Source organism: Nocardia sp. NBC_00511 (assembly GCF_045161165.1).
Lineage (GTDB): Bacteria > Actinomycetota > Actinomycetes > Mycobacteriales > Mycobacteriaceae > Nocardia.
Genome location: NZ_CP107849.1, coordinates 4607531 through 4627169, shown reverse-complemented (window position 1 = coordinate 4627169; position 19639 = coordinate 4607531). Strand labels below are relative to the sequence as shown.

At 69.4% G+C, this 19639-nt stretch carries 7 protein-coding genes; all 7 read left to right on the top strand.

The annotated features are described in order from the left end of the window. Positions 1-14: 14 nt before the first annotated feature. Complete coding sequence (locus OG300_RS21700) at positions 15-725, top strand: DUF6875 domain-containing protein (protein WP_405484332.1); 711 nt, start codon at positions 15-17, stop codon at positions 723-725. 10 nt (positions 726-735) lie between these two features. After that, entirely contained in the window at positions 736-14184 is a 13449-nt protein-coding gene (locus OG300_RS21695) for an amino acid adenylation domain-containing protein (protein WP_405484330.1), read from the top strand. A gap of 110 nt (positions 14185-14294) precedes the next feature. After that, complete coding sequence (locus OG300_RS21690) at positions 14295-15737, top strand: molybdopterin-dependent oxidoreductase (RefSeq protein WP_405484328.1); 1443 nt, start codon at positions 14295-14297, stop codon at positions 15735-15737. 74 nt (positions 15738-15811) lie between these two features. Next, positions 15812-16750, top strand: a complete 939-nt coding sequence (locus tag OG300_RS21685) for an ABC transporter ATP-binding protein (RefSeq protein WP_405484326.1) — start codon at positions 15812-15814, stop codon at positions 16748-16750. Continuing rightward, positions 16747-17517: an ABC transporter permease gene (locus OG300_RS21680; RefSeq protein ID WP_405484324.1), complete on the top strand. Its 771-nt coding sequence runs from the start codon at positions 16747-16749 to the stop codon at positions 17515-17517. The genes OG300_RS21685 and OG300_RS21680 overlap by 4 nt, the downstream gene beginning before the upstream one ends. Beyond that, positions 17501-18940 carry a sensor histidine kinase gene (locus OG300_RS21675; RefSeq protein WP_405484322.1) on the top strand — a complete coding sequence of 480 codons (1440 nt, stop codon included), beginning with the start codon at positions 17501-17503 and terminating at the stop codon, positions 18938-18940. The genes OG300_RS21680 and OG300_RS21675 overlap by 17 nt, the downstream gene beginning before the upstream one ends. Beyond that, the gene (locus OG300_RS21670) at positions 18937-19542 is read left to right on the top strand and encodes a response regulator (RefSeq protein ID WP_405484320.1); all 606 of its coding nucleotides are present in this window, start codon (positions 18937-18939) and stop codon (positions 19540-19542) included. Before OG300_RS21675 ends, OG300_RS21670 begins: the two co-directional genes overlap by 4 nt. Positions 19543-19639: the final 97 nt, after the last annotated feature.

Below are 19639 nucleotides of genomic sequence, written 5' to 3'. Positions count from 1 at the left end.
ATCCGAGGTGAGTCATGAGCGAGCGTGTTATCGGGCCCCGCTCGGGGCTGCAATGGGTCTCATTGGGGGATTCCGGATCATCCTGTCCGGCCGCCGGTTCGACGGTGGCGGTATTTCGATCCTGGGCGGACGCTTTTCTGACCCAGCCGTGTGATGAGCTGGGTAGGGATGGACCCGTCTGCCCGTATGTCCGTCCGGCGCTGCGGCGTGATCTGCTCTGGCTGGCCCAGGTCCCGGCGGCGCGGCCGCGGCCGATGTGGGTCCGGGCGATCATCCGCGACGCCCTCGAACTGTATCCGTCGTTGCCGACCGGGAACGGCAGTTCGACTTCGGTGCTGCGTGCGCTGATCACGGTATTTCCGAATTTGAACGACTATGCGCTGATCGATGAGATGCACGTCGAATTCAAGTCCGAATTCGTTGATAAGGGAACGATGTTCGGTCAGTTCTATCCGGGCTGTGATCAACCTGGATTGTGGAACAAGGAATTTCGTCCGCTGGACGCGCCGATGCCGATGCTGGTGGTGCGGACCATGATGGTGACGGATTTCCCGTTCCTGCTCGACAAACCGGAATGGGCGGACGCTTATGTTCGAAAGTTCGCCCCGATGCTGCCCGCGCACGTCCGCGCGGTCATGGTGGGGCGCTTGACATCTCGCTCCGCGCCCAGGGTGCCGGCCTATGCCGACCGGCCGGCCGGAGAATCCTGCTCCACCAGCACTTAGGCGGTGCGCGATGACGCGCGAACTCACAGCCGAACCCACCGTTTTCCCGCTCTCGCCCGCGCAGTTGGGCATGTGGTATGCGCAGCAACTGGATCCGGCGCTCCCGCTGTCGGAGGCCCAGTACATCGAGATGCGCGGACCCCTGGAGCTGGCGGCGCTGGGCCGGGCCGCGGTGCTGGCCGGACGCGAATTCGGTTCCGGCGTACTGCGTCTGGTGTCCGGCCCGGACGGTCCGTCGCAGGTGGTGAACCCGCGGATCGAGCCGGTGGTGGGGTTCGCGGACTTCCGGGACCGACCCGATCCGGTGGCGGCGGCGCTGGCGTGGATGCGCGCGGATGCGGCCGCGCCGATCGACCTGCTGGGCCCGGATGCGGGAATCTCCAAGGTGATACGGGTCGGGGAGTCGCATCACCTGTGGTACACCAGAGCTCACCACATCCTCATCGATGGATTCGGTTCGGTGACCATGCTCTACCGGGTCGCCGAGCTGTACAACGCCGCGGTGCGCGGGCAAACGGCGCCGCCCGGCACCGCGGCCTCCCTGTCGGAGGTGCACGAAGCCGAGCTGGCGTACCGGGTTTCGACCCGGTACGCCGCCGACGAGCACTACTGGCGGGCGGCCACCGCGGGCATGCCGCAGCGGTGCAGCCTGGTATCGGCCACCGCGCCCGCGGCCGCCCTGGGGCGCGAGGCGCGCGCCGAGCTCGCCGCCGACATGTCCGCGCGTCTGGACGCCGCCGCCCGCCGCTTCGACACCAGCCCGGCCGCCGTGGTGATGGCGGCGGTCGCGCTGTATTACGCCCGCCTGACCGCCACCGAGGACGTGGTGCTGAGCCTGCCGGTGTCCGGGCGCACCACCGCCCTGCTGCGCCGTTCGGGCGGGATGATCGCGAATGTGGTGCCGCTGCGGGTGCGCGTGCCGCGCGCGGGTCTGGTGGGCGAGGTGCTGGACGCTGTGCGGGTGGCGGCGTCGGGGGCGTTGCGGCATCAGCGATTCCGGCACGAGGACATGCGCTCCGGTGACCATGCCGAACTCGGCCGGGGCATGACCGGTCCGGTCATCAACATCATGCTGTTCCCGGCCGGAATCGACTTCGAGGGCGTGGATTCCAGCCTGCACGTGCTCACCTCCGGTCCGATCGACGACCTGTTCGTGAACTTCTACCAGCACGGTGCGAACGCTCCGATCCACGTCGACTTCGCCGCCAATCCCCGCCTGTACGACGAGGATTCGCTGGCCCGACACCACCGGCGGTTTCTGGCCGAGCTGGATTCCCTGCTGTCGGCGAGCGCCGAGACACCGCTGGCGGAGTTGGCGTACACGACCACCGAGGACGAGCCACTGCTGAGCGGTGCGCACGGCCGACCGGCCCCGGCTACACAGCTGCTGCCCGAGATCTTGGCGGCCGGGTTGCGCCGTGCGGGGCGTGCTGCTGTGGCGGTGGTGGCCGGGGATCGACAGCTGACCTACGGGGAACTCGACGCGCTGTCGAACCGGTTGGCGCGCAGACTCTTACGGCTCGGACGTCCGGCGGACGGCGGCGACACCGGCCCAGCATCCTTTCCGGCGATCGGTCCGGAGTCCATCGTCCTGCTGGCATTGCCGCGATCCCTGGAGGCGGTGGTCGCACTGTGGGCCGTCGCGAAAACCGGTGCGGCTTTCGCCCCGCTGGGGGCCGACATGCCACCCGATCGGATGGCCCGGATCGCCGCCGAATGCGACGCGAAATTCGGCCTCTGCTTCGCGAAATCAGCTGATTCCCTGCCGATTTCGGTCACCTGGATGACCGTGGACGATGTCGCGCCGACCGGCGGGCGAACAGGCGAGTACAACGGTGCCGGGGTGGGCGCTGCGGTGCGGGATGACACCGAGCCGGGCACTGCCGCCACCCCGAGCGTCGACGATGCCGGATTGCCCGTCACGGCGCCGACTGGCGATCGGCCGCTGTCGGGTTCGGAGTTGCAGGGGCCGTTGCGGGTGGGGAATCCGGCGTATGTGGTGTTCACGTCCGGGTCGACCGGGGTGCCCAAAGGGGTTGGGGTGACGCATGCCGGGCTGGCGGCGCTGGCCGGGGCGATCGTGGAGGCGTATCGGGTGCGGCCGGGAGAGCGGGTGTTGCAGTGCCTGAATCCGAGTTTCGATGCGTCGGTGCTGGAGTGGTTGATGGCGTTCGCGTCGGGGGCGACACTCGTGGTGGCCGAGGCGGATCCGGTGCTGGGACCCGAATTGGCGGGGCTGGTTCGGGATTACGGGATCACGCAGGTGTGTTCGACACCGGCGGTGCTGTCGACGTTGGATCCCGAGGCGCTGGAGGGGGTGCGGGCGGTCTCCTCGGGCGGGGAGCCGACGCCGCCGGAGATCGTGGCCCGCTTCGGGATCGGGCGGGAGCTGCTGAATTCCTACGGGCCCAGTGAGACCACGGTGGCGGTGACGTATACCGGCGGATTGAGGCCGGGGGTGCGTGCCGGGATCGGTTCTCCCATACCGGGTGTGGGCATGCTGGTGCTGGATCGCTGGCTGCGGCCGGTCCCGATCGGTATGGCGGGTGAACTGTATGTGACCGGGCAGGGGCTGGCGCGCGGCTATGTGGGACGAGCGGGGGTGACGGCGGAGCGATTCGTGCCCGCGCCGTGGGGGCCGCCCGGGACGCGCATGTACCGGACGGGTGATGTGGTGCGGTGGAACGGATCCGGTGTTCCGGAGTATGTGGGGCGCAGTGATTTTCAGGTCAAGCTGCGGGGGATGCGGATCGAGCTCGGCGAGATCGACGCGGCACTGGATGCGCATCCGGGGGTGGATGTCGCGGTGACGGTGGCGCGGTCCGCTCCCGGCGGCGGCACCGTACTGGCCGCCTACGTGGTGCCGCATGCGGGCGCTGATCTCACCGAGGCCGAGTTGATCGCGCATGCCGCGCAGGGGCTGCCCGCCTACATGGTGCCCGCCACGGTCACCGTGCTGGGAGCACTGCCACTCACCGCGAACGGAAAGGTGGATCGCCGAGCTCTCCCGGAACCGGTTGTGACACCGCAGGTTCGGCGTCTCGAGCCGGTCACCGACACCGAACGTGCGCTCTGCGGTCTCTTCGCCGAGATCCTCGGCACCGACGAGATCGGCCCGGACACCTCGTTCTTCGCGCTCGGCGGCGATTCCATCATGGCCATCACCCTCGTCTCCCGCGCCCGGGCCACCGGACTGGTCTTCTCGGCTCGCGAGGTCTTCGACCACCGCACCCCGGCCGCGCTGGCCGCGATCCTCACCCGCGTCGACGACCGCCCGGCCCGGCTGGCCGAACTTCCCGGCGGCGGGGTCGGTCGAATGCCGTTGACGCCCATCGCCTCCTGGCTGCTGTCCCGGCCGGGCTGGGAGGGTTTCGCGCAGTCGATGGTGGTTCGGCTGCCCGTCGGCGTCGACCGGGCGACGCTGCTGCGCACGGTACGCACCCTGCTCGCCGGGCACGACATGCTGCGCGCGCAGGTCGTCTGCACCGCGCGCGGGCCGCAGCTCGAGGTGCCTGCCGAGTCGGTCGAGGACGAGCTGCTATTGGCTCGAATCGATTGCACCACTGATGATTCGGAGTCTGCTGTAATCGATCAGGCGATCGCGTCCGCTGTCGGTCGCCTGGATCCGCGCGCGGGACGCATGCTCGCTCTCACCTGGATGGACGCGGGTCCGGGCCAGGCCGGCCGTCTCGCGATCGCCGTCCACCACCTGGCCTGCGACGCAGTCTCCTGGCGAATCCTGCTGCCCGATCTGGTGTCCGCGTGGACCGAGGCATCGACGGGCACACCGGCGGCGGCGCACGAGTCCGGAACCTCCATGCGCACCTGGTCGCACGCGCTCCGGGAGCTGGCTGTGGCAACGTTCGACTCGGACGACAAGGTTGCCACCGACGGGGACCTGCGGGAGTCCGAGGTGCACTGGCCGGTGAGTGAACTCGGGTATTGGCGAAGCGTGCTGCGCGAGGATCCGCTGGTGGGGGCGCGGCGACTCGATCCGTCGGTGGACACGCGGCGAACTGTGAGGCAGATCGAAGTCGAAGTGCCGGGGGATATTTCGGCAGCCCTGGTGGCGAAGATGGGCGTGGCGTACCGGTGTGGCGTCGAGGAGGCGCTGCTGGCCGGTCTGGCGCTCGCGTTGGCGCGTTGGCGTGGTCCGACACGGGATGCCTCGGCGACCGTGGTGATGGTCGAGCGGCATGGGCGCGACGAGGTGGCGGTGACGGGTGCCGATCTGTCGCACACCGTCGGCTGGTTCACTGCGCAGGTTCCGGTGCGGCTGGGGCCTGTTGCCGTGCAGGGGGATTCGGACACTGACCGGTGGGCTGTCGTGGATGTGGCGGTGAAGACGGTCAAGGAGCAGGTGCGCGGCGTGCCGCGGGGCGGGTTCGGGTTCGGGCTGCTGCGGTATCTGAATCCGGAGACGGCGGGGGAGTTGGCATTGCTGCCGGAGCCGCAGGTCGGGTTCAACTATCTGGGGCAGATCCCGGATGTGGCGGCCGAGAGTGATTGGCTTCCGGTCTCGATGGCCGATCGGCTGGGCGGGCACGCCGATCCGGGGATGCCGCTGGCGGCGGTGGTCTCGGTGGATGCGGTGGCCCTCGAATCCGAGACCGGGACTCGCATCCGGGCGGTGTGGCAGTTCGCGTCCAAGGCGGTGACCGGGGCGACGGTGGAACAGTTGGCCCGGGAATGGGTTTCGGCGGTCACCGAGATCGCCGAGCTGGTGGCGCGACCGGGCGCGGGTGGGCTCACACCTGGAGATGTCCCGCTGCTGCCGGTCACGCAGGCCGAGATCGATACCTGGGCAGCCGATTTCGGCAGGCTCACCGATATCTGGCCGTTGACGCCGCTACAGCGGGGATTGCTGTTCCAGTCGCAGTTCGCCGAGGGTGGCCCCGACGGGTACTCGGTGCAAGCGGTGATCGATGTCGAGGGTGATCTGGATCCCGACCGGTTGCAGGCCGCCGCACGGGCACTGGTGCGCCGTCACGCCGGACTACGTGCCGGGTTCGCGGTCTCGGAAACATCTGCCGCCCAGGTGATTCCAGAGCTGGTCGAAGTACCGTGCGACTACCGCGAAGCTGTCGATGCGACACCGGAGCAGCTCGATGCCATCGCGGCGCAGGAGTTGCGTCGGCCGTTCGATGTCGCGCGACCTCCACTGATCAGGTTCCTCTGTATTGCGCTGGGCCAGAGCAGATTCCGCCTGGTCATCACCAACCATCACCTGATCCTCGACGGCTGGTCGATGCCGCTCCTCTTCGCCGAGCTGATCGGCCTCTACGAGACCTCCGGTGATGACACCGGTTTCGCCGCCCCGGTCCCGTTTTCCGACCATCTGTCCTGGCTGGCTCGTCGCGACCTGCCCGCCGCCCGGCAGGCATGGTCACGCGCCCTGTCCGGCCTGGACGGCCCCACTCTGGTGGTCTCCACCGCCTCGCGACCCGACACCGCGCCCGCCCCCGTAGCACACGCGGTTCCCTTGTCCGCCAGCGTGATCGACGACCTGCGCCGCACCGCGGCCGCACACCAGGTCACCCTCAACACGCTCGTGCAGGTCGGGTGGGCGCTGCTGCTCGCGGAACTCACCGGATCCACCGATGTGGTCTTCGGCGCGACCGTCTCCGGCCGTCCCCCGGAACTCCCCGGCGCGGAGCGCATGATCGGCATGCTGGTGAACACCGTGCCTGTCCGAATCGCCTTGAACCCGGCGGAAACCCTGACCGCCCTACTGACCCGCATCCAGCGGGAGCAGGCCGCCCTGGCCGACCACCAGCACCTCGGCCTCGACGAGATCCAGGCCATCACCGGCCACGTCCCCCTCTTCGACACCGCCACCGTCTTCGAGTCCTACCCTGTCGACGCCGCCGCCCTGACCGAGGCCACCCGCCACGCCGACCTGACGGTCACCGGCGTTCAAGCCCACGACGGCACCCATTACCCCCTGTCCCTGGCCGCCTACTCAGGCGACGGCCTCCGCCTGGAACTGACCAGATCACCCGGCCATTTCGACGCCGAGCAAGCCGATGCAATTGCGGAAACCCTTTCCCGCCTGCTGATCTCGCTCACCGGTGACCCCCAGCGTCACACCTCGCGGATCCACAGCGTCGACCCGCTGATCACCGCCGCCATCCGCTCCGGTAGTCCAGTCGGACCAGCGTGCCTACTCCCGGACCTGCTGACGGCCGTATCTGACCCGCAGACAGTTGCGGTCACCGGCGCGCATGTCGACCTGACCTATGGTGCGCTCGATCGTGCGTCGAATCGTCTGGCGCGCAGTCTGATCGCTGCCGGTGCGGGACCGGAGCGGGCGGTGCTCGTCGGCTTGCCGCGCTCGGTGGAGACGATGGTGGCGGTGTGGGCGATCGCGAAGACCGGTGCGGCCTTCGTGCCAGTGGATATCGCCCAGCCGGCGGATCGAACCGCTGCGATCGCGTTGGAATGCGATGCGGTACTGGGTATCACCGACCTCGTATCGCGGGCAGGACTGCCGAACGGGCCGACCTGGTTGTGTGTCGATGATCCTGTGGTCATCGCCGAGGTTGCCGATCGTTCGGCCGATCCGGTCACCGACTTCGAGCGCCTGACTCCATTGCGCACCGAGCAGCCCGCGTACATCGTGTTCACCTCCGGTTCGACGGGCACGCCGAAGGGCGTGGTGGTCACGCACGCGGGTCTGCCGAGTCTGGTGGCGGCTGCCCGCGAGCGCGGCGCGATCGGACCTGCTGCCCGCGTGCTGCTGTGCGTGAACCCCGCCTTCGATGCCGCGATCCTGGTCTGGCTCGCCACTTTCGCGGCGGGCGCGACCCTGGTGGTCGCCGCGCCGGAGGCGAATGCCGGGGCGGAGCTGGCCGCTGCGATCCGCGCCGGGGCCGCGACCCACCTGGTCTGTACCCCCGGTGTGCTCGCGACCCTGGACGACGCCGACCTCGCGGGTGTGGGCACCGTCGTCATGGGTGGTGAGCCGTGCCCACCCACGCTGGTCGCTCGCCTGGGTGTCGGCCGCGACCTGGTGAACTCCTACGGCCCGGCCGAGGCGACGGTAGCCGTGACCTTCGGTGATCCGATGACCACGGACACCGCGTCGGTACTGGGCGGCCCGGTCCCCGGCGTCACGCTGCTGGTTCTCGACGGCTGGCTGCGCCCCGTTCCATCGGGCGCGGTCGGCGAGCTCTATCTGCGCGGGCCCGCGCTGGCTCGCGGATATGCCGCGCGTCCAGGCCTTTCCGCCGCCCGCTTCGTCGCGGACCCTTTCACCGCCGGTGCCTGCATGTATCGCACGGGTGACCTGATGCGCTGCACCACGGCCGGTTTCGAATACGCGGGCCGCACCGACTTCCAGGTGAAGATCCGCGGCATCCGAGTCGAACCGTCCGAGCTGGACGCTGTCCTCCTGACACATCCCCGGGTGGCGGCCGCGGTCACCATCGCCCGGCGAAACCCGCTCGGGGCGATGGCCCTGTGCTCCTACGTGACTTCGTCGGACATCGCCCTGCGAGGGGCGGGGTCGTTGTCCGGGTCAGAGCTGCTGGCGTGGGTCACCGGCCGACTGCCCCGGTATCTGGTGCCGTCGAGTATCCAGGTGCTCGGCGAGCTGCCGCGCACGAGCAGCGGGAAGGTCGATACGCGGGCGCTACCGGAACCCGTTGTCGGGCATGCCGAATACGTGAAGCCGATCGGGGTGCAGGCGGTGGTGGCACGCACCTTCGCGGAGGTGCTCGGGATCGACCGGGTCGGGGCGTACGACGACTTCTTCGTGCTCGGCGGGGATTCGCTGATCGCGACCCGGGTGGCGGCCAGGCTGAGTACTGAACTGGGAGCGCCGGTTTCGGTGCGGACGCTGTTCGAGGTTCCAGTGGTGGCCGCGCTCGCCGAACGGCTCGCGACGGTGGAGAAGGATGCGGAAGGCCCGGAGCTGGTGCGGCGGGACCGGGCGGAGTTGGTGCCGTTGTCGCCGGCACAGCAGCGCATGTGGTTCGTGAACCGTTTGGATCCGGCGTCGGGTGCGTACAACGTGCCGGTGGCACTGCGGCTTTCGGGCCGCCTCGAGCTGGCCGCCCTACGGTCCGCACTGGGTGATGTGCTGGAACGTCACGAGACGTTGCGCACGGTCTATCCGGATGTCGACGGGGTCGGCGTGCAGCGTGTGATGGCCGCCGCCGATATCGAAGTGGAGCCGATAGCGGTCACCGCCGAGCGGCTTCCCGAGGCGGTTGCGCATGCCGTGGGTGAGGGGTTCGACGTCACCACGGCAGTCCCGCTGCGGCTGCGGCTGTTCCGGCTCGACGCTGATGAGCATGTGATCGTGCTGGTCATGCATCACATTGCCACCGATGGGTTCTCGATGGGCCCGCTGACCCGGGATGTGGCCGCCGCGTATGCGGCGCGCACGGAGGGCGTACAGCCCAGCTGGGAGCCGTTGCCGGTGCAGTACGCGGATTACGCACTGTGGCAGCGGGATCGGCTGGGTTCGGAGGCCGAACCGGGCTCGCTGCTGGCGCGGCAGGTGGACTATTGGCGGCAGGCCCTGGCCGGGCTGCCCGACTTGCTGGAGTTGCCGACGGATCGGATGCGACCGGCCCGGGCATCACATCGGGCTGCGGAATGTGTTGCGCGAGTGGATGGAACGCTGTCCGACGCCATCGAGGCATGCGCGCGTGCGCACCGGGCGACGCCGTTCATGGTGGTGCACGCCGCACTGGCGGTGCTGCTGTCGTGGTTGTGCGGCAGCGGCGATGTGGTGGTCGGGACTCCGGTGGCGGGTCGTGGACGGCGCGAGCTGGACGATCTGGTCGGGATGTTCGTCAATACCCTGGTGCTGCGCACCGAGATTCGCGCGGAGCAGGGCTTCGACGCACTGCTGGATCGAGTACGCGATATCGACCTGGCCGCTTTCGAGCACGCCGACGTGCCGTTCGAGCGTCTCGTGGACCTGCTGGCTCCCGTCCGGTCGGAGGCGCGGCATCCCCTCGTACAGGTGATGCTGGTGTTCCAGAACCTGGCGCTACCGCAGCTGCGACTGCCCGAACTCACCGTGGCCCCGCTCGAATTGCCTCAGACCGCCAGCCGTTTCGATCTGAGCCTCACCGTGACCGGTGATCCGGACGGCCTGGATTTGCGCTGCTGCTACGCCACCGACCTGTTCGACGCGGATACCGTTTCGGCGTTCCTCGACCGTCTGACCGGGCTGCTGCGTGAGATGACGACGACACCCGCGCAGCCGGTGGGCGACGTCGAAATACTCACGGCCAGTGAGTATCAGCAGCTACAGGCGACGCCGGCACCCGTGGCCGCACCGAGAAACCTGGCCGCCTTGATGGCCGACGCGGTAGCCGCGAACCCGGACGGTATTGCCCTCGTTTGCGGCGAGCGGCGACTGACCTACCGCCAGCTCGACGAGCGTGCCGACCGCCTGGCCCACCGGCTGCGCGCGGCCGGCGCGGGACCGGAAACCCTGGTGGCCGTCGGTATTCCACGCTCGGTCGAATCCGTGCTGGCCGTCTGGGGTATCACCCGTTCAGGGGCCGCGTTCGTGCCGGTGGACCCCGCCTATCCGCCGGACCGCATCGCGCGGATCATCGACGTCTCCGGAGTCTGCCTCGGGCTCACGGTGACAGCCCAGCGAGGCCGCCTGCCGGGCACCGTGGACTGGCTGTGCCTCGATGACATGGAGGACGAGCCGGGCGAATTCGACAGTTACACACTCGAATACGCATCCCCGGCGCACCCCGCCTACGTCATCTTCACCTCGGGTTCGACCGGGACTCCGAAGGGTGTCGTGGTCACGCACGCGGGTCTGGCGAATCTCGCTGCGGCTCAGCGGGAACGCGATGACATCACCCCCGATTCGCGAGTCCTGCACGTCGCATCTCCGAGCTTCGACGCCTCGGTGGTCGAACTGGTGATGGCAGTGAGCGCGGCCGCCACCCTGGTCGTCGCACCGCCCGCGGTCTTCGCGGGACCCGACCTCGCGGAACTGCTTGCCCGCGAGGAGGTGTCGCACATCGCGCTGACACCGTCGGCACTGTCCACAGTCGACCCCGCCGGTATGGACGCGCTGCGGCTCATCGTCACCGGTGGTGAACCCTGCCCGCCCGACCTGGTGGCGGCCTGGGCCGCACCGGGCCGCAACCACTTCAACGACTATGGGCCGACCGAAGCGACAGTGTGGGCCGCCGGTGCCCGCCTGCACCCCGGTGCACCCATCACCATCGGCACGGCCGCACCCGGGATGCGCACCCTGGTCCTCGACAACCGGCTGCACCCGGTCCCCGACGGTGTGGTCGGCGAACTGTATCTCTCCGGAATCGCGCTGGCCCGTGGCTATTTCGGCCGCTACGACCTGACCGCCGTCCGCTTCGTCGCCCTCCCGCACGGCGCTCCCGGCGAACGCATGTACCGCACCGGCGACCTGGTCCGCAGACGCCACGGCGACCTGGAATACCTGGGCCGCACCGATACCCAGGTGAAGCTGCGCGGCTTGCGCATAGAACTCGGCGAGGTGGGGGCGGCGCTGACCGCCGAACCCGGGGTGGCGCGGGCGGTGGCCATCGTCCGGGCGGATGTTCCCGGCGGCCTGCTCGCCGCCTACGTGGCACCGGACTGCGATGCCGAGTTGGATGTCACCGCGCTCAAAAAGGCTGTGGCGCAGCGACTGCCGTCCTACATGGTCCCCGCCTCGATTCAGCTGCTGCCAGAACTGCCGCGCACCGCCAACGGCAAGCTGGACTTGCAAGCCCTGCCCGCTCCGCAACCGACCAGCGCCGAGCACAAAGCTCCCGAAGGCCCCATGGAGGAGGCGGTGGCGAGGGCTTTCGCCGAGGTGCTGGGCATCGACCGGGTCTGGCGTGACGACGACTTCTTCGCTCTCGGCGGCAATTCGCTGATCGCCACCCAGGTGGTGGCCCGCCTCGGTGCCGCCCTCGACACCGCCGTACCGGTGCGTGCCCTCTTCGACGCGCCGACGGTCACGGAGCTGGCGGCCCTCGTCGCCTCGGGGCATACAGCGGACCGCCCGCGCCCGGGACCGCGCCCACGACCCGAACAGATCCCACTGTCCGCGGCCCAGCAGCGGATGTGGTTCCTCAATCGCTACGACCCGGGTTCCCCGATCTACAACATCCCCGGAGCCTTCGAAATAACTGGTGCACTGGATGTCTCGGTTCTACGGGCGGCGATCGACGACGTGGTCGCTCGGCACGAAACCCTCCGCACCGTCTACCCGGCGGGCCCGGACGGCCTGCCGTGGCAGGAGATCGCAGCCACGGTCCGCACGCCCGTCATCGAAATAGATGTTCCCGCAGAGGATGTCGCAGCCGTACTGACCGCGCAGCTGTCCCGGGGCTTCGACATCACCCGCGAAACCCCACTGCGCGTGAGCATCCTGCACCTTGCGGCAGACCGCACCGTGCTGGCACTGGCCGTACACCACATCGCCGCAGACGGCTGGTCCATGGCCCCTCTCGCCCGAGACATCATGCACGCCTTCACTGCTCGAACAGCGGGCAATCCTCCCGACTGGCAACCGCTGCCCCTGCAATACGCCGACTACGCACTGTGGCAGCGCGAGCTGCTCGGCTCGGAATCGGACCCCGACAGCCTGGCCGCCCGCCAGCTGGAGTTCTGGCGCACCGCATTGGCCGACGCCCCCGAGATCCACACCCTCCCGACGGATCGCCCCCGCCCGACGCTGCCGACCGGTGCGGGCGATCGAGTCGAATTCACTGTCCCCGCACCGGTGCACGACCGCATCCAGGTACTCGCCCGCAGCCATGGCGCGACGCCGTTCATGGTGGTGCACGCGGCCCTCTCGGTGTTGCTGGCTCGACTCTCCGGCCGCCGCGACGTCCTCGTCGGCTCGGTGGTGGCGGGACGCGGCGAGGGCGAATTCGACGACCTCGTAGGCATGTTCGTCAACACCGTGGTGCTGCGGGCGCGACTCGAACCGGCCGCCGGATTCGCCGACGCTCTCGATGCCGTGCGCCGCGCGGACCTCGCGGTGTACGGCAATATGGACCTGCCGTTCGAGCGACTTGTGGAGGTATTGGCCCCCGCCCGCACCACCGCGCACCACCCGCTGTTCCAGGTGCTGCTGGCCTTCCAGAACGTGCCGCTACAGTCGACGAGCCTGTCCGGCTTGGAGATTCGACCTCTCACGGCCCCGGCACCTGGCTCCAAGTTCGACCTGGAATGGATGCTGGCCGAACAGTTCGGCGCCGCCGGGGAACCGGCGGGCATCACCGGCTCGCTGATCTACGCCACCGATCTCTTCGACCGCACCAGGATCACCGCCATGGTGGACGCCTTCCTCGGCGTGCTGGAAACCGCCACGGCGACACCGGACACCGCGATCGGCGCACTCGAGGTCGCCACGCTGCCCACGCTCACCGCGGATACTCACGAGCCCGCCCGTACGGCGCACCCGCGCCCCGCCCGTCGCGGCTATCGCGCCCCGCGCACCCCTGCCGAACAGACCCTCGTCACCGCCTTCGAAACTGTGCTGGAGTCGCCGCGAATCGGCGTAGACGACAACTTCTTCGACAGCGGCGGCAATTCGATGGCCGCCGTACGCCTCGTCACGCTGGTGCGGGAACAGACCGGCCTGCCGATGCCCGTGCAGTGGATGTTCCTCGACCCCACACCCGCCGGGCTCGCCGCGCGGCTGGCCGAGACCGCCGACCAGCCGGACGTGGAACCGGCCATGCGGGTGCTGCTGCCCATGCGTGCCGCCGGTACGGCTCCCGCCCTGTTCTGCGTCCACCCCGCGATCGGATTGGCCTGGTGCTACGGCGGATTGGTGCGCTACATCGACGGCGACCGCCCGGTGTACGGCATCCAGTCCCCGGGCGTCGCCGACGGCGGCAGCGCGGATCGGACCGTTCGCCAACTCGCGGTGCGCTACGTCGAGGAGATCCTGCGGGTGCAACCCGACGGGCCCTATCACCTGCTCGGCTATTCGGCGGGCGGCCCGCTCGCGCACGCCGTCGCCGTCGAATTGCGCCGTCGCGACGCGGATGTCCCCGCGCTGATCATGATCGACTCCCGGGCCGACGTCGCGGTCCCCGACGACACCGCGCTGCCGCCACTGTCCATGCTGCTGTCGGAGTTCGGCGGCATCGACGTCCCACCCGAACTCGAGGACCTCACCCCCGCCCAGGCCGCCGGACTGCTGGAGGCGGCCGGAATCTCCTTCACCGCCGCCGAATTGGCGAACTTCTACAGCGACCTGCGGCATCTGCTGCGCCAGCTCGCCGCCCACGACCACCAGGTTTTCGACGGTGACCTGCTGTTCTTCACCGCCGCCGGAAATCCGGACCCGGTCCCGAACGTCGCCACCTGGCGCCCCTACATCGAGGGCGTCATCCACGATCGGCCGCTGCCGTACACCCACAACGAGATGATCACCGCCGCGGCACTGGCCCGCCTCGGCCCGGCCGTCGACGCGTATCTGCACGGCTAGCACCGGCGAATCCGCCCCGTGGACAGGGCCCTGCGTCACAAACCCGCCGATACAGTCACCCGGCTGGGGAACAATGGGCTGGAAACCCGGCCGACGGAAGGTTCGAGTAGGTGGCTGACAACGGGAAGCGGCGATTGCCGGGCGCGGCGGCGGTGGGGCTGGGCGCGCTCGGTGCGGGTGAAGTGATCGCCGCGGCCAGGGGTGGATCACTGCTCGACGGGATCGGGCGGCTGGCCGCCGATTACGCCCCGGTGCAGGTCGTCGAGACCATGGTGGAGCGGGCCGGGCGCTACGACAAGGAGATGACGCGGCTCGGCGTCGGTCTTGCCTCGGTGGCGGCGTCGGCCGGAATGTCGTTGCTGCCCGAGCGATTGCGAACTCCGGCCGCGTTGGCATTCGGGGCGGGCACCGCGGCCATGGCATTGCGCGGGGCCAACCGTTCGGTGCCCGGGGCACTGGGCGCGGTCACCACGGCGGCCGTACTGCGGGCGGGGCTGCGGCGTCCGCCCGCCGGTATCAGCCGCCAACTGCTCTGGGCCGCAACCGGAACCGGGCTGCTGGCCACCGCCGAGACCCTGGTGCGGCGGGCCGATCAGCGGCATCGGGACCGGGTCCGCCGGATCGGGTCGATGGGCGCGCACGTGCCGGTTCCCGAGGACGGCATCGGCACCGAACCGGGCCTCACACCGTTGATCACCACGGCGGGCAAATTCTATGTGGCGGACGTCAATTCGCGGCCGCCGCGCATCGATCCCGCGCAGTGGCGGCTCTCGATCGGCGGGCGGGTCGCGCACCGGCTGCGGTTCTCGCTGGCCGATCTGGCCGAGCAGGCAATCGAATTCGACGCCGTCATGGTGTGCGTGCACAACACCGCCGGATCCGGTCGCTGCGGCAACGCCCGCTGGTTCGGCGTCCCGTTGACCGCGCTGCTCGAACATGCCGCACCCGACACGGGAGCCACCCGCCTGGTCACCCGCGCCGCCGACGGCTACACCATCTCGCTGCCGCTGGAACCGCTGCGCACCGGGGAATGGCCCGGCTACCTGGTGATCGGTATGAACGGTGAACCGCTGCCACCCGAACACGGTTTTCCCGCAAGGGTTTTCGTGCCCGGCATTTATGGCCAGTACACCGGGTCCAAGTGGATCACCGAACTGGAACTGGCCGACGACTCGCACGTCGACTACTGGTGGAAGCGCGGCTGGCCCGCCGAAACCCTCTGGGTGCGACCACAGGCCCGCATCGACGTCGCTTCCTGCGCGAACTCCGGCTCCGGCAAGTGCACGGTCGCCGGAGTCGCGTGGGCACCGCCGCACGGGGTCTCCGGGGTGGAGATCCGGGTCGACGGGGGCGAATGGACATCGGTGGAACTCGGCTCCGAACTGGCTCCCGCCGCATGGCGGCGCTGGCGCACCCTGGTGGATCTGCCGCCCGGCGACCACACCATCGAGGCCCGCGCCACCAGCCGGTCCGGCGAGGTGCAGGACGCCGATGACCGGCCGCCGTATCCGATCGGGCCCGGCGGACTGCATGCGGTGACCGTCACCGCGTGAGCATGACATCTGTCATGGCCGAGTGATGACGGACAGCTGAGGTATCCGGGCCGCGACCGGCCGACAGTGGAGGTATGAACGCAACAGCCCACGGCGTCGCGGTCGGCAGGCCCCGGCCCGTGACCGCTCCGGCCATCGAAATCCGGGACCTGGTAAAGACTTTCGGGGCGGTGCGCGCCGTCGACGGACTCGACCTGACGGTGCGACCGGGTGAGATCGTGGCCTTCCTCGGCCCGAACGGGGCCGGTAAGACCACCACCATCGACCTGCTGCTCGGCTTCAGCCGCCCGGACTCCGGGCAGGTGCGGGTCTTCGGCGGCACCCCGTCCGACGCCATCGCCGCCGGGCGGGTGTCGGCGGTCATGCAGTCCGGTGGGCTGCTGCCGGATCTCAGCGTCGGTGAGACGGTCCGGTTGGTCGCCACCCTGCACGCCCATCCGCGTCCGGTGCAGGAGGTGCTGATTCGCGCGGGCATCGACGACATCGCCGATCGGCCGGTGGGCAAATGCTCCGGCGGCCAGCAGCAGCGGCTGCGTTTCGCCCTCGCCCTGCTGCCCGACCCGGACCTGGTCATCCTCGACGAACCCACCACCGGCATGGATGTCGAAGGGCGGCGCGACTTCTGGAACGCCATCCGCCAGGACACCAGTCGCGGGCGCACGGTGCTGTTCGCCACCCACTACCTCGACGAGGCCGACGCCTACGCCGACCGCATCGTGCTGGTGCGGGCCGGACGCGTCGTCGCCGACGGCAGTGCCGCGCAGATCAAGAACCTGGCCGCCGGGCGCACCGTCAGCGCCACGCTGCCCGGCGCGGACGCCGCACACCTGCTCACCCTGCCCGGTGTGGACCAGGTGGAACAGCGCGGCGAGCGGATCATCGTGCGCGCCAAGGACTCCGACGTGGTCGCCCGCTACCTGCTGACCGCGACCGGCGCGAAGGATCTGGAGATCTCCGCGCACAACCTCGAGGACGCCTTCCTGGCCCTCACCACGACGGGAGCAGTCCGATGACCACCCTCGACACTCGCCCCGCAGTGCGCGCCAACGGATTCCGGCCGGGATTCCTGGCCATGGAACTGCGGCGCACCCTGCGCAATCGACGCACCATGATCTTCACGCTGGTGATGCCGCCGCTGTTCTTCGTCATCTTCGGCACCAATTCCGGTTTCCGGCACCAGGATTACGGTTCCGGCAACGTCACCGGATACGTGATGGTGTCGATGGCGGTCTACGGGGCCATGCTCGCCACCACGAGCGGCGGGGCGATGGTCGCCGTGGAACGAGGTCTGGGCTGGAGCCGTCAGCTGCGACTGACACCGCTACGCCCGGCCGTCTACGTCGCGACCAAGATCATGGTCGCCATGGCGCTCGGATTCCTGTCCGTCGCAGTCGTTTTCGTTGCCGGAGCATTCCTGGGTGCGCAGCTGTCCCCGACCGCGTGGGTGGGCTGCTTCCTCATCGCCTGGCTGGGTTCGCTGGTCTTCGCCGCCTTCGGACTGTTCATGGGATACCTGCTGCCCGCCGAGAACGTCATGCAGATCCTCGGCCCGATCCTGGCGCTGCTGGCCTTCGCCGGCGGGTTGTTCATGCCGGTATCCGGCTGGTTCGGCACCATAGCGAAGGTGATCCCCACCAACGGCATCGCCGTCCTGGCCCGCGCCCCCTTCGCGCAGCCCAGCACCGCAGGCATTCTGCTGGCCCTCGCCAATGTCCTGATCTGGGCCGCGATCTTCGCCACCGGCTCTGCTCTGATGTTCCGTCGTGACACCGCCCGCTGACCGCCCGCACCGCCGCGAGCCGGACCGCCACCCAGGCGATCCGGCTCCGGCCGTGGGTGATCCCGAAACCCAGTCCGCGCCCGACCATCCGGATTCCCGGGCCGAGCGTTCGGTGGAACCCAGCAGGCCGGACGAGAGGGGGTATGCGATGGCGTCGGACGTCGCCGGACCGCGGGAGCCCGGGCGATCCGAGTCGTGGAGTCCGGCCGCCGCGTGGCGGCGCATCTGGGCGGGCGACGAGGGATGGGTGGGGCGCTGGGGCGAGCTGGCGGTAGCGTCGCGCGGTGTGGACGAGGAGGAGTTGGGGATTCGGCGGCGGCGACGCTACGGGTTCCTGTTCGCCGCGGTGTGGGCGGTGTATCTGAACGAGCCGGTGCGCAAGGCCTGGCAACTGCACGATCCGGTGGCCCGGGTGTACACGCTGGTGGTGATCCTCGCGTTCGCCGTCGCCTATATCGGTTCGTACTGGCTGGTGGTGCGGGGGCCGGTGTCGAAGAAGCCGTATCCGGTGCCGTTGCAGGTGCGGGTGGTGGTCTTCCCGCTGCTGGTGCAGGGGCTGCTGGTGCTGGCCGCAGCGGTCACACTGCATTCCGAGGCGTACGGGATGGCTGTATATCTGGTCTCGTTCAGCGCCTTCGCACTGCCGTCGGCGCGTGCGATACCGGTGCTGGTGGCGCTGATCCTGGCTTCGACCGTTGTTCCGCAGTTGCTCACCGGGCATTCGCCGGACTATGCGCTGATGCAGTCGATGGCACTGGCCGGATTCGCGGTCGGCGGGATTCGGATCATCCTGCTGCGCAATGCCCAGCTCTACCAGGCTCGTAAACGGCTGACCGAGCTGGCCGTCGCGGAGGAACGGCTGCGGGTCGGGCGTGATGTGCACGATATCCTCGGCCACTCGCTGACCGTCATCACCGTTAAAACCGAACTGGCGCAACGGCTCATGGACCTGGATCCGGAACGCGCCAAGACCGAGATGGCCGATGTGGAGCGGCTGGCCCGCGAATCTCTGGCCGGAGTGCGCACCACCGTCGGCGGCCTGCGCGAGGTCTCGCTCGCCGGTGAGCTGACCAATGCGCGAACCGCGTTGCGCGCCGCCGAGATCGACGCCGACCTGCCCGATACCGACGAGTTGCCGCTGCGGCACAGCGTGGTGTTCGGCTGGGTGCTGCGCGAGTCCGTCACCAACCTGGTGCGGCACAGCGGTGCCTCGTACTGCCGGGTCCGGGTGACGCCCACCAGCATCGAGGTGGTCGACGACGGCGTCGGTCTGCGGGACGGCGCGCACTTCGGTTCCGGCCTGTCCGGCTTGCGCGAACGGGTGCAGGCCACCGGCGGCAGCCTCACTCTCGGCAATCGCCCGGAGGGCGGATTACGGGTGCTGGCAAGCTTTCCGGCGGGACCGACCAAGGAGCCGGAATGATCAAACTGCTCATCGCCGACGATCAGGCGCTGGTGCGCGGCGCACTGGCCGCCCTGCTGCAACTGGAATCCGACCTGGATGTGGTGGCCGAGGTCGGCCGCGGTGACGAGGTACTCGAGGCCGTCGCCCGCACCGCCCCCGACGTGGCCCTGCTCGATGTGGAAATGCCCGGCCTGGACGGCATCTCGGCCGCCGCCCAACTGCACGCCGTCCACCCCGAGGTCCGCATCCTCATGGTCACCACCTTCGGCCGTCCCGGCTACCTGCGTCGCGCCATCGACGCCGGAGCCAGCGGCTTCGTCGTCAAGGACACCCCCGCAAGGGAACTCGCCGACGCCGTCCGCCGCGTCCACATGGGCCTGCGCGTGGTCGACCCCGCCCTCGCCACCGAAACCCTCACCACCGGCACCTCCCCGCTCACGGCCCGCGAACGCGAAGTCCTCGCCGCCGCGGCCGACGGCGCCACCGCGGGCGCGATCGCCAAACAACTCCACCTGTCCGAGGGCACAGTCCGCAACCACCTGTCCTCCGCAATCGGCAAGACCGGCACCAAAACCCGCACCGAAGCAGTCCGCGCCGCTGAGCGCCTCGGCTGGCTCTGACCCCCGTTCCAGCACACACGGCCCAGATACCCCGGCGAGTGGCCGCCCCGATCTGCTCGTGCCCCAGCCCTTTTCATGATCAAGGAGCTCTCAGCGC

Coding starts and splice junctions, on each gene's coding strand:
- OG300_RS21670 (WP_405484320.1), top strand. CDS start 18,937: ATGATCAAACTGCTCATCGCCGACGATCAGGCGCTGGTGCGCGGCGCA.
- OG300_RS21695 (WP_405484330.1), top strand. CDS start 736: ATGACGCGCGAACTCACAGCCGAACCCACCGTTTTCCCGCTCTCGCCC.
- OG300_RS21680 (WP_405484324.1), top strand. CDS start 16,747: ATGACCACCCTCGACACTCGCCCCGCAGTGCGCGCCAACGGATTCCGG.
- OG300_RS21685 (WP_405484326.1), top strand. CDS start 15,812: ATGAACGCAACAGCCCACGGCGTCGCGGTCGGCAGGCCCCGGCCCGTG.
- OG300_RS21700 (WP_405484332.1), top strand. CDS start 15: ATGAGCGAGCGTGTTATCGGGCCCCGCTCGGGGCTGCAATGGGTCTCA.